The 18,546-nt window shown below is 43.5% G+C and carries 19 protein-coding genes and 1 pseudogene; 6 read left to right on the forward strand and 14 right to left on the reverse strand.

Translation table 11 applies throughout. The features are described from left to right. Window positions 1-28 precede the first annotated feature (28 nt). From RTV33_RS06280 to RTV33_RS06305, 6 genes and pseudogenes are all read right to left on the reverse strand, one after another. Window positions 29-589, reverse strand: a complete 561-nt coding sequence (locus tag RTV33_RS06280; RefSeq protein WP_312642630.1) for a hypothetical protein — start codon at window positions 587-589, stop codon at window positions 29-31. Beyond that, window positions 582-1,019: a hypothetical protein gene (locus RTV33_RS06285; RefSeq protein WP_312642632.1), complete on the reverse strand. Its 438-nt coding sequence runs from the start codon at window positions 1,017-1,019 to the stop codon at window positions 582-584. The genes RTV33_RS06280 and RTV33_RS06285 overlap by 8 nt, the downstream gene beginning before the upstream one ends. Further along, a complete protein-coding gene (locus tag RTV33_RS06290) occupies window positions 1,006-1,491 on the reverse strand; it encodes a hypothetical protein (protein ID WP_312642634.1) in 486 nt (161 codons plus the stop codon). Before RTV33_RS06290 ends, RTV33_RS06285 begins: the two co-directional genes overlap by 14 nt. A gap of 65 nt (window positions 1,492-1,556) precedes the next feature. Beyond that, window positions 1,557-2,219, reverse strand: a complete 663-nt coding sequence (locus RTV33_RS06295; protein WP_312642679.1) for a hypothetical protein — start codon at window positions 2,217-2,219, stop codon at window positions 1,557-1,559. Then, window positions 2,176-2,410, reverse strand: a pseudogene (locus RTV33_RS06300) (single-stranded DNA-binding protein). Before RTV33_RS06300 ends, RTV33_RS06295 begins: the two are co-directional and overlap by 44 nt. Before the next feature lie 269 nt (window positions 2,411-2,679). Next, a complete protein-coding gene (locus RTV33_RS06305) occupies window positions 2,680-2,988 on the reverse strand; it encodes a hypothetical protein (protein ID WP_396327229.1) in 309 nt (102 codons plus the stop codon). Between the two features lie 431 nt (window positions 2,989-3,419). Between RTV33_RS06305 and RTV33_RS06310 the strand changes: the two genes are divergently transcribed. Then, window positions 3,420-4,298: a pirin family protein gene (locus RTV33_RS06310; RefSeq protein WP_312642636.1), complete on the forward strand. Its 879-nt coding sequence runs from the start codon at window positions 3,420-3,422 to the stop codon at window positions 4,296-4,298. A gap of 111 nt (window positions 4,299-4,409) precedes the next feature. Here RTV33_RS06310 and RTV33_RS06315 read toward each other — a convergent pair whose 3' ends face one another. Then, window positions 4,410-5,255: a helix-turn-helix domain-containing protein gene (locus RTV33_RS06315; protein WP_396327230.1), complete on the reverse strand. Its 846-nt coding sequence runs from the start codon at window positions 5,253-5,255 to the stop codon at window positions 4,410-4,412. Between the two features lie 323 nt (window positions 5,256-5,578). On the opposite strand from RTV33_RS06315, the gene RTV33_RS06320 reads away from it, so the two are divergent. From RTV33_RS06320 to gnpA, 5 genes are all read left to right on the forward strand, one after another. After that, window positions 5,579-6,937 carry a carbohydrate ABC transporter substrate-binding protein gene (locus RTV33_RS06320; RefSeq protein WP_312642638.1) on the forward strand — a complete coding sequence of 453 codons (1,359 nt, stop codon included), beginning with the start codon at window positions 5,579-5,581 and terminating at the stop codon, window positions 6,935-6,937. Window positions 6,938-7,116: 179 nt separating this feature from the next. Continuing rightward, complete coding sequence (locus tag RTV33_RS06325) at window positions 7,117-8,010, forward strand: sugar ABC transporter permease (RefSeq protein ID WP_312642639.1); 894 nt, start codon at window positions 7,117-7,119, stop codon at window positions 8,008-8,010. A gap of 13 nt (window positions 8,011-8,023) precedes the next feature. Then, entirely contained in the window at window positions 8,024-8,911 is an 888-nt protein-coding gene (locus RTV33_RS06330; RefSeq protein WP_312642640.1) for a carbohydrate ABC transporter permease, read from the forward strand. 27 nt (window positions 8,912-8,938) lie between these two features. Further along, window positions 8,939-9,118, forward strand: a complete 180-nt coding sequence (locus tag RTV33_RS06335; RefSeq protein ID WP_312642641.1) for a DUF6903 family protein — start codon at window positions 8,939-8,941, stop codon at window positions 9,116-9,118. A gap of 11 nt (window positions 9,119-9,129) precedes the next feature. Continuing rightward, the gene (gene gnpA, locus RTV33_RS06340; protein WP_312642642.1) at window positions 9,130-11,304 is read left to right on the forward strand and encodes a 1,3-beta-galactosyl-N-acetylhexosamine phosphorylase; all 2,175 of its coding nucleotides are present in this window, start codon (window positions 9,130-9,132) and stop codon (window positions 11,302-11,304) included. An 86-nt stretch (window positions 11,305-11,390) separates the two neighbouring features. Here the strand turns inward: gnpA and RTV33_RS06345 are convergent, their stop codons facing one another. The 7 genes from RTV33_RS06345 to RTV33_RS06375 all read right to left on the reverse strand — a co-directional run bounded on the left by RTV33_RS06345 (window position 11,391) and on the right by RTV33_RS06375 (window position 18,543). Continuing rightward, window positions 11,391-12,449 (reverse strand): radical SAM protein, encoded by a 1,059-nt coding sequence (locus tag RTV33_RS06345; protein WP_312642644.1) that lies wholly within the window; start codon window positions 12,447-12,449, stop codon window positions 11,391-11,393. A 13-nt stretch (window positions 12,450-12,462) separates the two neighbouring features. Continuing rightward, window positions 12,463-13,017 carry a TetR family transcriptional regulator gene (locus tag RTV33_RS06350; RefSeq protein WP_312642645.1) on the reverse strand — a complete coding sequence of 185 codons (555 nt, stop codon included), beginning with the start codon at window positions 13,015-13,017 and terminating at the stop codon, window positions 12,463-12,465. 185 nt (window positions 13,018-13,202) lie between these two features. Further along, window positions 13,203-14,075, reverse strand: coding sequence for an AraC family transcriptional regulator (locus RTV33_RS06355; protein ID WP_312642646.1), 873 nt, complete (start codon window positions 14,073-14,075; stop codon window positions 13,203-13,205). Window positions 14,076-14,273: 198 nt separating this feature from the next. After that, window positions 14,274-15,080, reverse strand: coding sequence for an acyltransferase domain-containing protein (locus RTV33_RS06360; protein ID WP_312642647.1), 807 nt, complete (start codon window positions 15,078-15,080; stop codon window positions 14,274-14,276). Window positions 15,081-15,246: 166 nt separating this feature from the next. After that, entirely contained in the window at window positions 15,247-16,737 is a 1,491-nt protein-coding gene (locus tag RTV33_RS06365) for a glycoside hydrolase family 31 protein (RefSeq protein WP_312642649.1), read from the reverse strand. Window positions 16,738-16,873: 136 nt separating this feature from the next. Further along, complete coding sequence (locus tag RTV33_RS06370) at window positions 16,874-17,527, reverse strand: right-handed parallel beta-helix repeat-containing protein (RefSeq protein ID WP_312642651.1); 654 nt, start codon at window positions 17,525-17,527, stop codon at window positions 16,874-16,876. 17 nt (window positions 17,528-17,544) lie between these two features. Beyond that, on the reverse strand, window positions 17,545-18,543 hold the full coding sequence (locus RTV33_RS06375) for a hypothetical protein (RefSeq protein WP_312642653.1): 999 nt from the start codon (window positions 18,541-18,543) through the stop codon (window positions 17,545-17,547). Window positions 18,544-18,546: the final 3 nt, after the last annotated feature.

An 18,546-nucleotide genomic window follows, 5' to 3' on the forward strand; every position in this document is an offset into this window, starting at 1 on the left:
TAACGCTGACGACTTACTTCCAATTCTTTTAGCTGAGGGCAAAAATTTTATCTAAGTGATTATTAAAAATAAAATTCAAAATAGGATTAAGCTTCACAGAATATTTGATATCGCTGCACTTGTCTAAAAAATCTTGTATTTTCCCTTGACCATTTTCACCGAAAAAATTAAACATTGTAAAAGTTCTATAAGTTAAATCCTCATTGGTAAAATTTCTTATTTCTTTTAATAGACTTTCATCTTGACAAAACATTGAATTAAGTTTGTCTTTATATGTTCTCAAGTCAATTGATTCACTAATATCCTCATTGACATATGAGAAATAATTTTGATTTGGATTCATGGTTCTTGTTAATAAAAACCCAATACCATTATACTCGAGTTCCATAGTTGCCTTATGCAATGAATCTTTATACCAACGTTTTTTTGAAATATCTAATGAAGAACCAAACATAAAATCAATAAAAGAATAAAACTCAGTTTTCCCAGAATCGTTTTTCCCTTTAAAATAATTTATTCCTTCAGAAAACTGATATGTGAATTGCTGATCTTGGATACTAAACAAAGTAAGTTGTCTTATTTTAAACATTGTAAGTCACCTCCTTCATAAACTGTATATCAGTCATTGTTTTACTCTCTCTAATCACTTTGTTCAAAAAGTTGCTTTCAACAAATGTTGTATCGCTCTGAATGTTTGTGTCAGAGAGAGTTATCATATCATTTTCTAAAGTAATTACATTTTGTGTTGCTAACAAATGGATAGCCTTAAAAATATAAATTAAACTATCGCAATATCTGTCAAAATCACCGGATAAAAGAGAAATACCTTTGTAGATTACATCTTGCGTATTTTTTGCTGTATATATATTTCCCCCTAAAAACTTATTTTGTTTTATAATATATGTAAACGTAACTAATTTGCAAACACTCAATTGATTATGGTTTTTTAACAATTGACATATTATGCTACTGAAAATACTTAACTGAAGTACTTCGGCTTGTTCTCTAATGCTTTTCATTTTCCTCATCCTCCCAAGAAATTTGTTTTTCATCAATATCATCTTTAGTTAGATAAATGGCAGATCCAAATTTAATCTGCTCGTTATCAGCATTAGAATTACTTTTATCTTTTGTTGTACTTAGGCGATTGTAAGGGGTGTCTTTACTCTGGTTTTGTAAATCTAATTTAGCATCCTCAAAGTTTTCAAAAGTTGTTTCTAAAATATCTTCAACTTTTTTCATTCTGTTATTTTCCAGATACTTTATTGCTGTTGCATGGTAGTATAAGCCATAAGATAAATGCCTTTTAATAACAGGCTCTGATAAGTTACAAGCTTTTAATTGAACAAATTCCCTTGAAGTTGAGATTTTGCTTTCATCTAAGTCAATTGGATTGATTTTTTTAAAGTCAGCATATGATGGAGCGGTTAATTCGGCTGTAAAGCGATTGGATATTTCTTCTACAATCGCTATGAAATGTTCAAAATTCATTTTGTAAGGTACCTTTTTGTTAATGGCACCTAAAATTTCATAGGTTACGTGTTGTAAAAACCCCTCTAGCCTTTGATAAAATAAATTGGGTTTGCCGATTTTCTAAAATGTATACAAGCAGCCTGCTGAATTGATAGGTCTATATCCTCAATATTTTTAAATTGGTATTTTGTTTGTATAGACTGATAAGCGGCTTCAAAATCATCAAAACGTCCATCATAGGCATTTTTCACTTTAGAAATAATTGCATCAGATCGACTTTTAGATGCTGATATTTCTTCAAAGAGAAGATTAGCATCCTTTTTAAATATTGCTTCAGAATTCTGGTAGATTTTATCTGTGAATAGCACATATTGATTAATTGTGTGTTCTGAATTTTCAAGTAATAGCCAATTGAGTATTATTTTTTGTGCAGTAGAATCATCTACAGTCGTATGCTTAACCTGTATTGCTAAATTAGTAGTTTGAGCAATGGACTTGCATATAAAATTCGAGCTTAATTTATCAATCTGATCCGGCTTAATAGACTTTAAATTAACATCTTCGATAGTTTCAAATTCTAATGACATATTTTCATGCAAATCAAAGGCATATAATGCAAAGACTTTGATTTGATATGCAAATTCAGCTAAACTATTTATTCCACTTGAATCCATTTGATAATTCATTACAAGCACCTCTCTTTCATAAGATTTTATATTTTTGCTGCCCTGAAGTAGTTTTTTCAATAATTTCTACTCTGGTATCAGCATTTTTTATATAATTTAGAAAAAGAGTTCCTAAAAGAAGGTCTATCACTGCGAGATATACGATTCCACTCATAACCTTTAAAAAGGTCACGAACTAAAAATACCTCTCCTGGTTTTAAATTGATTATTTCGTTTTTAGCTATTTCTAAAAGTTGATTTGCAGTAGACATGATATACCTCCTATCAAATAACAATATAAACAATGTTGTTATTATTGTATATCTTTTCCACTTTAAATTCAACACACCAATGTAATTTTCAATAAAATATGTATATAAGTTTATCTTTAATTATCAATTATGACAAAATACAATTAGCTAAAAGCAAGTATCATCTGACAAATATAAAGAGGATTATGCACTTTGCGCATCCTTAATTGAAAAGAAAACTGAATAAAAATTGCCTCTTTTGAAATAAGAAGCAATTTTTATATCCATATTTAGTTTGGAATTACTTCAAAATACGTTAGCGCATCTTTGATAGCATTTACTTGAATAGGAGTGGGGTGTTTTCGTGGTTGCTTTAGTGTTTCAACAGCATTGGGAGCATCGTACATTTGCAAACCTAATCCACGTTTTACTTCGGCAATATATGCCGTGTGGACTTTGAATCTATATTTTTCAAGGATATATTCTTGAAGCATTTTGTAAGTAGTTCGTGGTTTTGGCTTGTATGCTTCTGCCCTTTGAGCTATATTATTAAGGGTAAGCTTATTATGAATAGTGTCGATATCATCTAATGGTATCAATCCATCGCCGTGTCCAAAGCTTACGGTTACGTTAATGTAGCTGTCTGGAGCTTTGTGGGTTTTTGGTAATACCGTTGAGTGCGTGGTATTGATGACAAGGGTGGAAACATAGGTGTAAAAACGCCTTGTAACAAGTTTTTTAGGTTTTACCGATAGAAAACTATTGCTTGAAAATTCATCAATTTCGATTCTAAAAAATCAAGGCAAGCGTTTTTCCTTGTGATAGAACGGTTTAGATGCCGCTGCTTCGTCAAATCAGAATAAATATTTTTTGAAAAAGCCGTGGTTAAGAGCGTAGGTTGGGTGTTAGAGTAAAAGGGGCAGATAGAAATACAACTGATCCCTTACAGGATTGTATGTCTGTTTTTGAAAAAAGGTTTTAAAGAAGTTACCCTATTGTAAAAAATAAAATACGATAAGGAGCGATTGAGATGTCACGTACAAGAACGGTAGAAATGATTTTTGCAGGGCCGCCTACACACTGGGTTGGAAATGGGTTTGAGGTTAGCAATTATTTTCCGTCAGGAAAAAACCTGCTTGAACGATTTACTCCATTCATTCTTTTGGATTACAATGCCCCGCGGGAGTTTCCTCCGAGCGAAACTCCGAAAGGTGTTGGGCAACATCCACACAGGGGCTTTGAAACGGTCACTTTTGCTTTTGAGGGTGCCGTTGAGCACCATGACAACAAAGGAAACCATGGCATCATCTATCCGGGTGATGTGCAGTGGATGACGGCTGCATCAGGGATCATGCACAAAGAGTATCATGAAAAGGAATTTAGCAAAAACGGCGGGATTTTCCACATGATTCAGCTTTGGGTAAATCTCCCCAAGAAACATAAAATGGACGATCCCGGATATCAGGCAATCACTAAGGAACAAATGGGGAAAGTGGCACTTCCTGATGGAAAGGGAACTGTAACGGTTGTAGCAGGAGCCTACGATGGGGTTAAAGGGCCGGCAAAGTCGTTCACTCCTATGAATATTTATATTATTGACCTGCAAAAAGGTGGAACGATCACACTGAATGAGCCGGGAAACTTTAACATGGGTATGTTGATTCTCGGCGGAGAAGCAAAAGTAAACGGCGAGGCATGCAAGACAAAGGACTTCATTCTCTTGAAAAATGAGGAAGGTGAAGTAGTGATTCATGCCGAAAGCGATGATGTCAAGATCTTCGTTTTAAGCGGAGAACCAATTGATGAACCAATCGCCGCAGGCGGACCATTTGTGATGAACACAAGAGAAGAACTAATGCAGGCAAACGAGGACTTCAACAACGGGAAATTCGGGACACATGATTTTTAATAAGTTATGTATAACACTTTCTTATTCACGCGCCTATTCAAGTATAACCTGTCAGCAAATCGTTGTTTTCTCTACAAGCAAACAAAACCTCCGGTTAAACCGGAGGTTTTGTTATTTTTTATTTGCGGTGCGAAGCTCTTTGCGGTACTGGCTGGGGGGCTGCCCTGCCGCTTTCACAAAGGCTTGTGAAAAATATGATGGTGAAGAAAAACCAACAATCTGAGCAATTTGCGAAACAGAATGGTTGGTGGTTGAAAGCAGCATCTTGCTCTCGTCAATACGTTTTTTGAGCAGATAGTTTATGGGAGAAACTCCAAAACTCTTGGAAAACGAATGTGCAAGATAATATTTGTTGGTATGCGTCAGCTTTGCGAGGTCATCAAGAGATATGTTCTCTTTAAAATTGGCATCTATATATCTTTTTGCAATACTGCATTCGCGGTCGGATTTTTGTGTACCAACCGCAGCAAAAGAAAAATGGGATTGGCGCACCATGTTAACCAGAAGAACCTCGAATAAATTCTGGCAGACAATCTGGCTGTACTCCGTTTCGGCTGCAAGCTCCGTAAGCAAAATGTTTAGATAGAATAAAAAATCTTTTCTGTGGCTCTTATAGTTTTGAACGCTAAACGTACCTATGTCCTGTTTGTCCCCAAATAAAAAAGACAGCCCGCTTACGCCAATTACAATGTATTCAAGAGGCGCAGCATTAAGGCTCATTTCTGTATGCAGCACATTGGGGTTAACAATTATAAAATCATCTGCCCGAACCTCAAAACTCTTGTTTTCTACCAAAAAGCTGCCCGTACCGTTGATTACATAAAAAAGCTCCGCAAAAGGATGTATGTGGGGGATGCTGTTCCAATCGCCTTCATATTTTGAAGAACTTACATACATAAGGTTTGCATTAATGCGCTCAACATCGCCTTCTTTAAAATCGTATCTTAGGTTACTCAAACCACTCATCCCCTTAAATAATTTTATATTTATTGCTCAATAAGCAGTACTCAACAGTCTATCATCCAACCGTTTAAAACAAATACGGCTAAATTTTTTGCAAAAAATAAGGACTATTTATTAAATTCGGATATACAATATCAATAAAATTTCACATTTCAATTTATTACATATTAACTTAAATTTTTATAAAAAGCAAGATATCTAAATTATCAAGCAACAATTAGATTGATTCAGCGGCCGTATCAGCTATACTTGATTATAACGAAGGGGTTTTACCACCTTCTGCAAGAATGATTATTTTAAACATGGGAGGGTTTCGTATGAAAAAACTCGTCGCTATCTTATTAACTTTAGCGCTAACTCTTACTGCCTTTACAGCCTGTGGCAAAGCTCCGGCATCATCTGCCGCACCGGATGGTTCTGCATCACCGTCGGAAAGCATTGCTCCTGCAGCCCAGACTTTAAAGGTTGCCGCCATTGAAACAGCTTATGGCTCAGACATGTGGAAGGAAGTTGCCGCTGCCTTTGAAGCTGCAAATCCCGGCGTTACCGTAGAACTGGTAACAGACAAAAAGCTTGAGGATGTCATCGGGCCAAGCATGAAATCGGGTGATTACCCGGATGTGGTACACCTCGCAACCGGCAGACCGGATGCCCTTACCGAGACACTGATCAAAGAGAACGGCCTTTCGGACATTACAGATGTACTTGATATGACCGTACCCGGAGAAGGCAAAAAGGTAAAAGAAAAAATTGCCGGCGGCTTTACCGATTCTTCTTTGACCAACCCGTACAACGACGGTAAAACCTATATGGCGCCAATGTTCTACAGCCCATGCGGACTTTTCTATAATTCCGGCCTGTTTGAGCAAAAGGGCTGGTCAGTTCCAAAAACATGGGATGAAATGTGGGCACTTGGCGACAAAGCAAAGGCAGAGGGTATTGCCCTGTTCAGCTACCCAACAGCAGGCTACTTTGATGCTTTCTTCTATTCCCTTCTTTACGAAGTAGGCGGCCCCGATTTCTTCACCAAGGCTACCCGCTATGACGAGGGCATTTGGGAAACACCGGAAGCACAAGCAGCGTTTGACATTGTGGCCAAACTGGCTACCTACACAGAGAAATCTGTACCCGCAAACGCAAACAACGATAACTTTACCAAGAACCAGCAGCTGATTCTTGACAATAAGGCACTCTTTATGCCAAATGGCACTTGGGTAGTTGGCGAAATGAAGGATGCACCCCGCGCTGACGGCTTTAAATGGGGATTCACCGCTCTTCCCGCTGTAAAAGAAGGCGGAGATGCATACTCCTACACATGGTTCGAGCAGTGCTGGATTCCAGAAGCTGCTCAGAACAAAGACCTTGCAAAACAATTTGTAGCATTTCTGTATACCGATACAGCTGCTGTTATCTTTGCAAAGGCAGGCGCTATTCAGCCAATCGTCGGTTTTGCCAATACACTGGAGGGCGACAACAAGCTGTTCTACAGCATTTACGACAATGGCGCCAAGGCAGCCCTTGGTGCATTTGCAGCAACAGAGCCTGTTGAAGGTGTAAACTTTGCCGATACGGTATTTACCGCTGTTAACTCTCTTGTAAACGGATCTAAAACTCAACAGGAGTGGGTTGATGGAATCATCAAAGACAGCAACACTCTGCGTGGAGCTCTTAAGTAAAGCAATCAAAGAGTAATCATTTAATTCCCTTTAACGGTGGGTAGGTTATACCGAAAGCCCGGCAAGCAGATAGGTTAGCTTGCCGGAGAAGCGGCCAAGCCGCACTTTAAAAACTGTTTTGTTTTTAAAGTGGTATTTCCGACCACCGTTAATTTTGAAAAGCCACAGGAGGTGCCCGTATGGACAAACAAAAAGGCCGCGGAAGATTTATTCTGCTTTGCGTTTCACCCGCGGTTGTGCTGTTTACCATTTTTATGGTGATACCAACTATCAATATATTCAGAATGTCATTTTACAAATGGGGCGGCTACTCCGCCAAAAAGACCTTTGTTGGGTTTGATAATTTTATAAAGCTGTTTCAAGACCAAAAGTTTTTGCAGTCTTTTCAAAACTCAATACTGCTTATTGTTATTGTGACGCTAATAACAATAAGTTTAGCATTGGTGTTCGCTGGTATTTTGTCAAGAGAGAAAATCCGGGGACAAAACTTTTTCCGTATTGTGTTTTACATACCTAATATTTTATCTGTTGTTGTAATATCAGCTATTTTTAGCGCTATTTACGACCCGGCAAACGGTATGCTCAACTCTTTGCTCGCCCTATTCCGCGGTGAAACTTATGAGCCTGTATATTGGCTGGGTGACCCCAAAATTGTTATATTCAGCCTTGTCGGTGCTCTGGTGTGGCAGGCAGTCGGCTACTATATGGTGATGTATATGGCGAGCATGTCCAGCGTCCCCGAAAGCCTGTATGAATGTGCCAACCTTGAGGGCGCGGGGAGAATAAAACAGTTTTTTTCAATCACCATACCGCTTATCTGGACGAATATTCGAACCACACTTACCTTCTTTATCATCAGCAGCATCAATATGAGCTTTCTTTTGGTAAAGGCTATGACAAGCGGCGGGCCGGATGGTGCCACAGAAGTATTCCTAAGCTATATGTACAGGCAAGCATACACAAACTCAACCTACGGGTACGGTATGGCTGTGGGCGTGGTGGTATTCCTGTTTTCGTTTGCCCTTTCGGCAATTGTAAACCTTGTGACCAAACGCGAAACGATTGAATTTTAAAAGGAGGGCAACTATGGTAAGCACAAAAGGTAACAAAACCGACATCCTATATAAAATCTTTATCTATGTAGCCCTCATCACCCTCGCGGTATCTATTATTATACCGGTTGCCTGGGTGTTCATGGCTTCGGTAAAACAAAACAGCGAATTCTACGGTAACCCTTGGGTGTTGCCTCAGGGGCTGCATGTTCAAAACTTTATCGATGCATGGGGCAAGGCTCGCATGGGTGAATATATGCTCAACTCGGTGCTTGCAACCGGCTTGGGGCTGATTATACTGCTTGCTGTCGCCCTGCCTGCCGCATATGTACTAAGCCGCTTTCAATTTACCGGTAAAAAGTTTTTAAACACCATGTTTATGGGTGGGCTATTTATCAACGTCAGTTACATTGTGGTGCCAATCTTTTTAATGTTTGTAGATGGTGATAAGCTTGCGCGAAGCATTTTCGGCAACGGGTTTCTACTCAACAATATTTTTATGCTGTCGGTTGTTTATGCTTCCACTGCGCTTCCGTTTACAATTTATCTGCTTTCGGGGTACTTTTCCACTCTACCGAAAGCCTATGAGGAGGCAGCCTATGTTGATGGAGCCGGCTACTTTTCCACTATGATAAAAATAATACTTCCAATGGCAAAGCCCAGCATCATAACTGTTTTACTTTTTAATTTTCTGTCTTTTTGGAACGAGTACATCATTGCTATGACATTGCTGAGCGACCCCAAAGGCGCAAAAACCCTTCCGGTAGGATTAATGAACCTTATGAAGGCGCAAAATGCCGCAGCACAGTACGGACAAATGTACGCGGGGCTTGTGCTCGTCATGCTCCCCACATTGATTTTATATATCTGTGTTCAGAAAAAACTGACGCAGGGCATGACTTTAGGCGGCCTCAAGGGCTAACCGCAAGCTGACAGGAGGATTTGATCGATGGAGTATATGAGAAAAAAACTGTTGGTTCTGGCAGGATTGGTTGCTCTGGTTTTTTTTACATGGCTTGTGATTATCGGCCATAGAGCAATCGGTTACTCCGGCCTTGGGTTAATGACCGCGGGACTGGCAGGGATCTTAGCCTTGTTATTTATTTATAACAGACAATATACTAAGTAAGTGGTGATATTATGAATTCAGAGCAAAAGACGAAATCATCCGGCCGCGTTACCATCCCCACCGACGTGGACGTAGTACCCGAAACCCTAGAGATTATGAAAATTTGGGGCGCGGATGCATTACGTGACTGTGACGGCACGGACTTTCCGCAAGAGCTGAAACAAGCAAACGCAAAAATATACAAAACCTACTATACAACAAGAAAAGACAATGAATGGGCAAAGGCTAATCTCGATGAAGTACAGCAGATGTACATCATGACGAATTTTTACACTGCCGTCTCAGGTACACTCAGCATCCACCTGATGGCAGGCATCTACCCCGAAATGCTTAAGGTCAACTCTGCCGACGACATCACCCGCTGGTGGGAGGTAATCGACCGGACTACAGGAGAAGTTGTGCCCATCAGCAATTGGAGTTACTGCGAGGAGACAGGCGACGTAACCATTAAAAACGCTGTACCTTTCCACGACTACACCGTGAGCTTTTTGGCCTATATTATGTGGGACCCTGTCCATATGTACAATGCGGTAGTAAACGACTGGCAGGGTATTGAAAAACAGATTACCTTTGATGTACGGCAGCCAAAAACCAAGGAGTTTTCAAAGGAGCGTCTGCGTAAATTCTGCCGTGAAAACCCGCATGTTGATGTGATTCGCTACACCACCTTTTTTCACCAGTTTACCCTGATATTCGATGAGCTGGCAAGAGAAAAGTTTGTGGACTGGTACGGTTATTCCGCCAGTGTAAGCCCCTATATTTTGGCACAGTTTGAACAAGAGGTGGGTTACGGGTTCCGGCCCGAATATATCATCGACCAAGGTTATATGAACAACCAATATCGCGTGCCCAGCAAGCAATTTAAAGACTTTCAAGCTTTTCAGCGCCGCGAGGTTGCCAAGCTTGCAAAAGAGCTGGTGGATATTACCCATGAAGAGGGTAAAGAAGCGATGATGTTCCTGGGCGACCACTGGATTGGTACAGAACCGTTTATGGAGGAGTTTTCCACAATTGGGCTGGATTCCGTTGTGGGCAGCGTGGGCAACGGCTCTACCCTGCGCCTAATCAGTGATATTCCCGGTGTGAAATATACCGAGGGGCGCTTTTTGCCTTACTTTTTCCCCGATGTTTTTCACAAGGGCGGCGACCCCGTAAAGGAAGCCCGATTCAATTGGGTGACCGCAAGACGCGCAATTTTGCGCAATCCTATCGACCGTATCGGTTATGGCGGCTACCTCAAGCTCGCGCTGGATTTCCCCGACTTTGTCGAGTATGTGACAAGCGTATGCGATGAGTTCCGCACTCTGTATGAAAATGCGGCGGGTGCCACCCCCTACTGTGTGAAGAAGGTAGCGGTGCTCAACTGCTGGGGAAAAATGCGCGCTTGGGGCGCACATATGGTGCACCATGCCCTTTACCAAAAGCAAAACTACTCCTATGCAGGAGTGATCGAGGCTCTTTCTGGTGCCCCGTTTGATGTGCAATTCATCAGCTTTGACGATATTCTGGATTTTCCCCAAATGCTGAAAGACTTTGATATCATTATCAATGTCGGCGATGCTTACACTGCGCATTCGGGCGGCGACTACTGGAAAGACAAACGAATTGCAAGTGCGGTGAAGGAGTTTATTCATAACGGAGGCGGCTTCATCGGTATTGGTGAGCCCACAGCTTGCCAGCATCAAGGCAGATACTTTCAACTTGCAGGCGTAATGGGTGTGGAAAAAGAAAGAGGCTTTAACCTCAATCAAGATAAATACAACTGGCATGAGCATGACCACTTTATCATTGACGACTGCAAGGGCGTCATCGATTTTGGCGAGGGGCAAAAGAATATCTTCGCACTGGAGGGCGCAACTGTAATCCGTCAAAACCACAAGGAAGTTCAAATGGCGGTCAACAGCTTTGGCAGCGGCAGGTGTGTGTACATCAGCGGCCTACCCTATAGCTTTGAGAACAGCCGCCTGCTTTACAGGGCAATTATGTGGGCGTCGGGCGATGAACAAAACTTGAAGAAGTGGTTCTCGACAAACTATAACGTTGAAGTTCATGCCTATGTCAAAAACGGCAAGTATTGTGTTGTCAATAACACCTATGAACCGCAGTCCACCACTGTTTACAAAGGCGACGGCACCTGTTTTGACCTTGATTTGGCTGCCAATGAAATTATTTGGTACGAGATCTAAGAAATATAGTTTGCTTTTCTTTCTCTTTTCCTTAAAACAACCGGGGATTCCTACCATATGGTGGGAATCCCCGGTTGTACTTCTATCTATCGGCTTATCGTTGCTGCATCTTTACCGCGCAGCGCGCATCCCCCCGCGCCCTCATGGTACAAATGGCTTTCCTGCCGTATTTTTTGAAAGAGCGGTGAACAAAACGCTTTTAATAGCGGCTCGTTTATCACATTCCGGTCTGAGCAGGCGGCAAAGGGACAGGGCTCCAAAGCACCGGACGCACTGATGTGCGCAAACCCGCGCCCCGCCGCAAGGCACCCGTCATACGTGCTTTCATCACCGGGAAAAGCAATGAGCAGCGCTTTCCCCCGTGCAGATGCCTGATGGCAAAAGGCTTGCAGCTTTTGCTTGCTTTGCTGTGTCAACACAAGCAACTGCGTGGTTGTTTCCATGGGGACATACTCAACAAAAATAGACAGGCGGCAACCCAATTGCAAATAGGGAGAAAGAAAATCCAGATTGGCTACATCGGCAATATTATGCTCTCCGGTAGTGATGGACAGGCCAAACGGAACCTGCCGTCTTGATAGGCGCTGCATCGCGTTTTCGATACACTTTGCAACACCATCTCCCCTGCGCTCATCTGTCTGGTCTGGGCTGCCCTCCACGCTAAACAGCGGCACCACACTACGATTTGCTGCAAACCAGTCGGCCTGTGCATCATCCATGAGTGTACCGTTTGTGAATACAAGCCCCAAAAGCTTTGGCTGCTGCGCAACAGCTTCCAGCCATTCATGGCGCAGAAGCGGCTCTCCCCCCGCCAGCAAAATCATCGAGCAGCCGGCTTCCACCGCCTGACTGAGCAGGTCATCCATCTGCTGCCGTGTCATCTCTTGTTGTATGTCGCGGCAATGCCCCTGCGCATAGCAGCCCTTACAATGCAGATTGCACTGCTCCGTCGTGCTGATTATCAGCAAGGGCGGAACGACCACGCCTTGCTTTAGCCATGCGCTGCGTTTCTTTTTGGCCTCAGTTTGATGTGCAAAAACATGCGTGAGTGCGGCTGCGCTCTGCGGATACTCCCGCAGCAGCCCTAACCCGGTATTCAAGATGGAATGCATGCTTTGGTCAAAGAGCGTTCGATAATCCCCCATGGCAATTGCCCCCTTATAAGAAGTGAGATGATAAAATGGCATCGATCATTTGTATGCGGTGGTCGCGGTTGTGTATATCTGTTCCGGCATATTGAAAAAAAGCATCCGAACGCAAAAACAATACTTGTAAAAACGACATGATTTCATAAGCGGTTAACCGCATTTCAAATTCGCTGCGCTTATTGCCGCAAATCTCGCGAATAAGCGGTAAAATATACTGTGGCAAAACGATATCTGCCTTTATAAGCTCGTATTCCACCGATATTTTAGTAAAGCGTGAAAACTGTATGGTGATATCGCTGAGTTCAATCAGCATCTGCCGCAGCCGCTGATAGGGCGAGCTGTCGGTATCTTTCCCCTGAGCCCATGCGTCCGCCTCTTCTTTAATAATTTCTGCGGCGGTAAGGTACATCAGCTCATCTTTGGAGGAAAAATAGTAATTGATCATAGCGAGGTTGACACCCGCTTTCGCGGCAATGTCTCGAGAGGTAATTGCTTCAGGCCTTTCTGCAATTTTCATCAGCTCGGCGGCTGCCTGTAGAAGCTTTTCTTTCACTTCCAGCTTCACACTATTCCTCCTTTTTATTAATCAGAATTTAAACATGTTTAATATACTGCATAATTCTTTTCTTGTCAAGATAAGTTCTACGAGATTATGCGATAAAAAAGCAGTCATTGCATCCGTTAGGTGCCCATGACTGCTTTGCTGCCTATTAATCAACGCCACTTTTCTTGGAATGACTTATGTTTGGTCTACTCTGCCCCACCATTCTTCTTTCTTACCGGTAGCCAAACCTCAAATTTTGCATTTGCGGGGTCGGGCTCCAGATACACCTCAATATCTGGCGCATCCGCATATTCGTAGCCGGAGGTGGGAAGCCACTCGGTGACAATCCGTTTTTCCAGTTCCTGAATCGAAAGCGGCATTGTTCCCTCACCGGGAAAGACTGCCCACGTGCAGGCGGGGACATTGTATTCACTCAGCTCAGAAAGCTCTGCAGGCAGCGGCTTGTCGCTGGCCACTGCAATGTAGTACGCCCAGTCTTCCCCGCTCATGCAGGCACTTACCCCCAGCACACCCCTAGGCTCCTGGTTCATCAGGCCGCACAGCTTAGGAATCAGCCCGCTTTCTGCCGCCCGCTGCCAAAGCAAAGGCACCGCCTGAAAGTTCTGCTCAATCTCTTTTTCCAGTGGCGAGCTCAAGCCAACAACACGAAACGCTTCTTTTTTTACAATACGATAGTCCATTTCCGCTTCTCCTTTAATGGTTATTTTGAAGCTGATGCGCGGAAAGGCTTTGAGGATAGCGTTCTCTCTTTGAGCGACCGAAGGAGCAACCCCGTGCACACTCTGGAACGCCCGGTTGAACGAGGTGGGTGATTCATACCCGTACCGCAGCGCCACATCAAGCACCTTATCGCCGTTTTGCAGATTAAACGCTGCCATAGTCATACGCCTGCGCCGGATATATTCCGAAAGCGGAACTCCTGCAATATATGAAAACATCCGCTGAAAGTGAAAGGTCGAGCAGCAGGCAAGCTGTGCCGCCTTGTTGTAATCGATTTCTCCATCCAGATTTTGCTCCATATAGTTCAGCGCATCGTTGAGCCGATCCAACCATTCCATACCATCATCTCCTGCCTTAATCTTACCAAATTGGGGGTAAGCTGTCCTCGCCTTCTCTGCACAAAAAAGCGAGGGTAATTTTCAAATTTATTAATTTTAGTATATCACAAAAGCCGTGCAAGGCATATGCCTGACACGGCTTTTTTCTTGTTGCTCCATTTGGACAAACGACAGTTATTTCTATATTTTACTGTTTTGTTAAACTCCCTGACGAATACCCCATGCAAAAAGAATATTACCCCCTTGCAGTAAAAGGCTTTTTGCAGCTTTTTGCAAACGGGTATCTTCTGGATAACTTTGTATGTTTTCTGAAACAAATCCAAAAATTCGTTCTTCGGCCTGGCGGTCTAATGGATCAACCGTAAGTATCTTGAATTCTTTTTGGAAACTCAGGATATTTGAACCTGAATCCAGTAGCTGAGGCAGTGCCGGGCTCAGCAGCCAAGACCCGCAGATAAACCACAGGGGCTCCAGCTTAAAAAAATCTGCTGCTCTACGATAGGATAGCTTTATCTGCTCGGAAGACAGCTTTTCGCCCTCGGGAATATGTACGTTTAAGACGGGCTGACCTTTCTTTGGGCAAGCAATATCTTCAATCTCAAAAGGAAAGGGCATGGGCTGAAACTGCAGCCGGCCAAGACGGAACAATTTCAGCTCTAGATGCAATGACAGCCAGTCGTATTCCTGTAGCCCATGGATACCAGTTTTTTGAAAGCATTTTCTTTCCCATAGGGCAATATCCGAAAAGGTATCCCAATATATCTGTTCCGAAATATCCTGTTCTGCGTATCGTTCTCTCCTATCCATTGCAAAGCGGATGTAGTATTGAAGGAAAAGGCGCTCGTTTCCCGGCTGGGATAGAATCTCCTCGTAAAAAGCTTTCTTATCCGAATAAAATTGATGCTTCTTTGTTTGATAAAGCTTCTCACACAAAGAAAGTGTACTTATCTCAGCAATTGTATCGGAGGAAAGCCCTATCCTGCTGCAAAATTCATCTACTTGCATTTTGTATAGCCCCTTATCATTTATGAAATGGATTTTTAACATGCTAAAGGCGGAGCGCTTTTTCCTTACATAATATCACATTTTTTCTTTATAGGTATAGCTTTGCAGATATAGAATACCACCGTATACAATTTATTGCCATTAAAATTTGTGCCAGATTTCTAGGCTACAGCTTTCTTAGAACGATTAAATCCCCTTGTTCGACGGTTATTTCCAGTACAATACCCGTGCTCTCAATAACAGAATCCTGCCAGCTCCAGCGTCCTTTTGGAATTGCTACCCGTCTTGCATTTGCATTTTTGACAAGTATCGGGGCGACCAAAAGGTCACCACCTAACATAAACTCGTCCATCACCTGCGCCCACCCCTGATTTGGAAATTCATATTCCAGCGGCCGTAAAATGGGTTCCCCAGTCTCTCGGCAAAGCTGTATTGCCCTGTTGATTTCTTCCCAATACTTATTTCGTAGCTGTACCAGATTCTTAATTTTATCAAAGTATGGTGCAGGAAGCACGCGCCACGGCGCAGCGGAAAACTGCATCACCGTCATCAGGCAAGCCACCTCTGCATGCCGAACAAACAATTCCGGGTCAAGCAAAGCCTGGCTTAGAAAGTTGCGGTACTCACCCCCGCCAATCATGTCGGGGCAGCAAAAGGGGTGCCCGGTCAGGTTTTGTATTAAAGTATCGGGAATTAGTGCGGCCAAGCCTGTTTCGCCCCAACTATGGTCTTTGTCACAAAGCCGCTGCATCAGCGACCAGCCCCCTGCTTTGGCTGTTACGCGAAATTCATTCAAGTGAAAGCGCTCCCCATAGGCCGCCCAAAGACGGGAGTGTTCATCAGGACCGATTTCACCGTCCGCCGGGTAGTAGATGCTGTCTCCGGCATCAAACTTGAAGCCGTCCACACCCAATTCCCGCAGCTCTTCCAGTTGCTTATCCAGCCAGCCGCGGGCTGCGGCCTTGGATAAATCAAGAACAGCAGACCATCCGTTCCACCAGTGAGCAATGTGCACTTCACCGCATCCGTTTTTCACGAGAAGGTTCTGTTCCTCCAGCTCGCGGTAAGCCAGAGTATCCGGTGTGATGAACGGGCAAACCCATACCATAACCGAAAAGCCCCATTCATGTAGCTGCCGGAGCATCTGCTTTGGGGCAGCGAAGCTTTCCCTAGAAAAACTCCACTTTCCGTAATGGTCGCTCCAGCCATCATCAATCATCAGTACGCCCACAGGCAACCCGTTTTTTAAAATATTTTCAGCATAGTTTAATACCGCTTGCTGTGTTTGGTGAAAGGTCAGCTCAATCCATGTATTGTACACAGGTGCCTGAAACAGCTGCGGTGACAACTCACAGGGATGAAACGGGAAATGCTTTTTCATCGCACCGATGTATGCTGTACGCAGGCTGTCTCCTGATTCTCCAATTTCCACATCGTCGGGGCAATGGATGACCCCTTTTTTAAACTGAATGGAAAAGCCATGGTCTCGCCATAGCCAGCGACCGCGGGTAGATAAAAACAATGGTGCAGCCTGATTTGGAGTTGAATTTTGCGTAAGATCCAACACTGCATCACTTTCCTTCCCATACGGCTGGTGAACGCCCTCTGTTACATAGCCTCCATACCAATATTCTTTTTCTAAAAAGCGCAATTCCACTGCCGTCATCCTTTCTTGTTAAATACTCCTTCTACTATTCCAGACGGCCCCTCGCACTGTCTGCTCGGAGCCGTCTGGAATAGTAGAAGGAGAAAGCTGAATTAAGGGAATATGCTGTACTGTCAAAACTCTATTCTTACAGCTGCACCAATTCCCCACAGTCTTTGCTCAAAACAGCTGTACCTTCTCGGGGCGGAAAAGCTGTTGTCTTTTGTACTGTGTTGTGAGTGAAGCAGAATCGCCCCACATTTTCCAGATGCAACAAACGGTCATCAAAACAGAGAAAACGATTACGATCGAGCGTAAGGGACTGATGGTAAAAGCGGTTTGGCACTGTTTTTTGATAGCGCGGAGTCGCCTGAATGGGCGCATTCCCCCAATCAGGAACATAAGAACAATTGTCAAAGGTGTTGCCGCTTATGACGATATTCTGTGTCATCCCGCTCTCGAACCAGTTGTTGGCGTCTCCCTCCAGCAGTATGGCTGCGCCCGGCACCTGAAAGAGATTCTCCTCCACCAGAACATTCCCCGCGCTGGTGAGCAGCAGCCCCCGCGCGCGGTTGTTTCGAAAGGTGCAGCGGGAAATTTCTACATTCGGCACCCATGAGATATTTTCTATAACGTTGCCCTCTATGAGCCCATCGATTGGTTCTTGCAGTTCCATGTAGAAGTAATCTCGGTTTAGCATAGAATAGTTCTTTATTTCCGCCTTTCCGGTCTCCAACATGGTTTGATAGTCTACGCAGCGGAGCATTTCACCTGTTTCTGCAAAGCAGACCCCTTTTTGCATGGGATGAACCAATTCTGCTACAAAACAACCGGGTTGCAGCACCTTTTTAATACGAGCGTAGATACCATGGATATTGACTGCGTCATCCAGCTGAAAAGGCATTTCTGTATGGTGATTTTGCCGCCGCAATAGACAAAATGGGTGGCGTCGGCTGCGGCTGTAAAGATACGGGGTCTTTTTTTACTGAGGCACACATTGAAATGGCTTAGGGTAAGGTGGCGGCTCCGTTGTGCCATAAAAGCAATCCCAGTGGCATGATGACATTGCACATTCAGCAGGGTAACATGCTCGCTCTGCGTGACGTAAAAGCCCGGGTGACTGCGGGGATGGTGACGCAAAACCAGACGATTTCCCGGCCGACTTTGCGGAAGAAAGCTCTTTTCATCCCTTATGTGAACTGCTACAGTGTCTGCCCCGGTTTCTTCATACCATGCAAAGTGTTCTCCCCGGCCGCCGTTAAAGTTCATATCCAAAATGTTATGGACCGGCGCACAACGCTTTTGGTCAAATTCCAGCCATTCGGTAAGCTCATGCTCAAAATTCTCCCCCAGAAAAAACAGCCGCCCGTGCCGCATCTCATAAGGGTAAAGGTCACGGTCAAAGCGCAGTACCGTGGTTTTTGGTGTTACCTCTAAAATCTCCGCCTCGCTGTAGGAAGGGCGAACATAATCCACCGAAAAGCCTTCCAGCGTAAGGTTTTCTGCTTTGTGAGCATAAAACGGAATACAGTCGGTATGAAAAAGAAATTCAGCCCCGTTTCCTATTAAGTGAAACCCCTTGGTTTCAGACAGATCAAAGATAATCCTTTTTAGGGTATCTTCATCGTGGTTGGAGATACAAAGAAGTTTTTCGTACGCATAATCGGGGTAAAAATGGTAGGTGCCCGGGGTAAACTCTAAAGTCACTTTGGAGTTTTTTCGTACGCTGTCTAAAAATTTTCGAAGCGCCAATGCAGTTTCACGGTAGTCACCGGGTAAAATCCCGTAATCTGCGGCGCAGTAAACAATATGTTCCACTCA

Source organism: Hydrogenoanaerobacterium sp. (genome assembly GCF_032017025.1).
Lineage (GTDB): Bacteria > Bacillota > Clostridia > Oscillospirales > Ruminococcaceae > Hydrogenoanaerobacterium.

Excerpts from the sequence above, each read along its gene's own strand:
- RTV33_RS06355 (WP_312642646.1), bottom strand. The coding sequence starts at position 14,075 with ATGGAATGGTTGGATCGGCTCAACGATGCGCTGAACTATATGGAGCAA.
- RTV33_RS06310 (WP_312642636.1), top strand. The coding sequence starts at position 3,420 with ATGTCACGTACAAGAACGGTAGAAATGATTTTTGCAGGGCCGCCTACA.
- RTV33_RS06325 (WP_312642639.1), top strand. The coding sequence starts at position 7,117 with ATGGACAAACAAAAAGGCCGCGGAAGATTTATTCTGCTTTGCGTTTCA.
- RTV33_RS06335 (WP_312642641.1), top strand. The coding sequence starts at position 8,939 with ATGGAGTATATGAGAAAAAAACTGTTGGTTCTGGCAGGATTGGTTGCT.
- RTV33_RS06285 (WP_312642632.1), bottom strand. The coding sequence starts at position 1,019 with ATGAAAAGCATTAGAGAACAAGCCGAAGTACTTCAGTTAAGTATTTTC.
- RTV33_RS06280 (WP_312642630.1), bottom strand. The coding sequence starts at position 589 with ATGTTTAAAATAAGACAACTTACTTTGTTTAGTATCCAAGATCAGCAA.
- RTV33_RS06290 (WP_312642634.1), bottom strand. The coding sequence starts at position 1,491 with ATGAATTTTGAACATTTCATAGCGATTGTAGAAGAAATATCCAATCGC.
- RTV33_RS06330 (WP_312642640.1), top strand. The coding sequence starts at position 8,024 with ATGGTAAGCACAAAAGGTAACAAAACCGACATCCTATATAAAATCTTT.
- RTV33_RS06360 (WP_312642647.1), bottom strand. The coding sequence starts at position 15,080 with ATGCAAGTAGATGAATTTTGCAGCAGGATAGGGCTTTCCTCCGATACA.
- gnpA (WP_312642642.1), top strand. The coding sequence starts at position 9,130 with ATGAATTCAGAGCAAAAGACGAAATCATCCGGCCGCGTTACCATCCCC.
- RTV33_RS06345 (WP_312642644.1), bottom strand. The coding sequence starts at position 12,449 with ATGGGGGATTATCGAACGCTCTTTGACCAAAGCATGCATTCCATCTTG.
- RTV33_RS06370 (WP_312642651.1), bottom strand. The coding sequence starts at position 17,527 with ATGCAAAAAGGGGTCTGCTTTGCAGAAACAGGTGAAATGCTCCGCTGC.
- RTV33_RS06320 (WP_312642638.1), top strand. The coding sequence starts at position 5,579 with ATGAAAAAACTCGTCGCTATCTTATTAACTTTAGCGCTAACTCTTACT.